Below are 1,334 nucleotides of genomic sequence, written 5' to 3'. Positions count from 1 at the left end.
AAGTTATTTGGAAGAAAAACAAAACTTTTACTTCGTAAATGAGAACAATCAATCTAAACAATCCTTTAACTTAAATAATATTAAGGATAAAACAATAGGACAAGTAGCAAGGGAATCACAAGAAGAAGAAGAACAAGTCGAACAGATCTCGCAAAAACACGAAGAAGAATCAAAAAATATGTTTACTGCAATGGGCAGTTCATATAGTGTCTCAAAAGCACAAGCTTATGCTAGGAAATGGTATAACGGCAGAAATAAAAACTATGCCAACTTCACTGGAAGTGGTGGGGATTGCACTAACTATGTTTCTCAAATCCTTTATGCAGGTGGAAAAAAAGAAAAACAAGACAGTAGTGCTGAACCTTTCTGGATAACATCAACTACTTCATATTGGTATAGTTTTATCAATCGTAAAGGTATTGGAAAAGCCTTTAGGCAAGGGCGCGCAATCTCAACTTCATGGGTAAGAGTATCTGATTTTGGAGCTTATTGGGCTAGAACACAAACAGTAAAAACTTATAGTAATGTAAATGATGTAGTGAAAAATGCCAAACCGGGTGATGTGGTTCAGTTTATGAAAAAAGGGCGTAGTACTTACTTTCACACAATGTTTGTATACGGAAAATCAGGTGGAACTCTACAACTATCTGGTCATTCAGATGATTATCTAAAAAGAAATATCAAGAAAGTACAGAATATAAAGAGATACAGGCTGATTAAGTTCTGAGTTTATAAAACGATGCATCGATTAATTATTCATATTGTTGTAAAATAAGCTTACATCCCATTTATTACATATTAAGATTGGAGTTAAAAATGAAAAAAAGTAAGTTTATTTTAACAATTATTGTTTCTGTTGCACTGATAGTCTTTTTAGCATGGTTTATTTATGCTGGCACCCACCAACCTCCTATATTGAAGGGGAATTCAAAAGATGGAAAATGGAGTGTTATCTATTCTCCTGAAAAAGACATAGATCTGGCAAGGCAAGACTTATGGGCGGTTCATATTACATGGAAAAGGGATTCTGAGTTTTCAGTAAAAGAGGTTGTGTTTAAAGAAAATGGTGTTGTTGAGGCATCAGGTGATGCAACAGATGAACCTAAGAATGCAAAAGAAATAGCAGTAGCGATAATGGCAGATCCACCAAATACGAATAATGATTATACAGTAGAAGTTACTTGGCAAGAGAATGGGAAAACACAAAAAGACATTATTCAAATAAATAAAGAAATCAAACGGTCATTTGTTATTCCTAATGTAATAAAAAGAATTTTAAGTTTAGGATAAAGCTATAATACTCTCATGGCATAAAAGCAGGTAAAAAGCGCCTG

Annotated in this window: 2 protein-coding genes; both read left to right on the top strand. The window is 33.5% G+C overall.

Annotated elements, in window-relative coordinates:
- The coding region (locus RAC86_RS38750) for an amidase domain-containing protein (RefSeq protein ID WP_377886963.1) at positions 1-727 on the top strand (727 nt) is incomplete at its 5' end.
- An 89-nt stretch (positions 728-816) separates the two neighbouring features.
- On the top strand, positions 817-1,290 hold the full coding sequence (locus RAC86_RS38745) for a hypothetical protein (protein ID WP_232918871.1): 474 nt from the start codon (positions 817-819) through the stop codon (positions 1,288-1,290).
- The last annotated feature ends 44 nt before the right edge of the window (positions 1,291-1,334 follow it).

The organism is Bacillus sp. LR_5, from assembly GCF_042709275.1.
This window is presented reverse-complemented; position numbering and strand designations above follow the sequence as displayed.

Bases quoted from the DNA above. Each gene is read 5' to 3' on its own strand.
- RAC86_RS38745 (WP_232918871.1), top strand. From the start codon at position 817: ATGAAAAAAAGTAAGTTTATTTTAACAATTATTGTTTCTGTTGCACTG.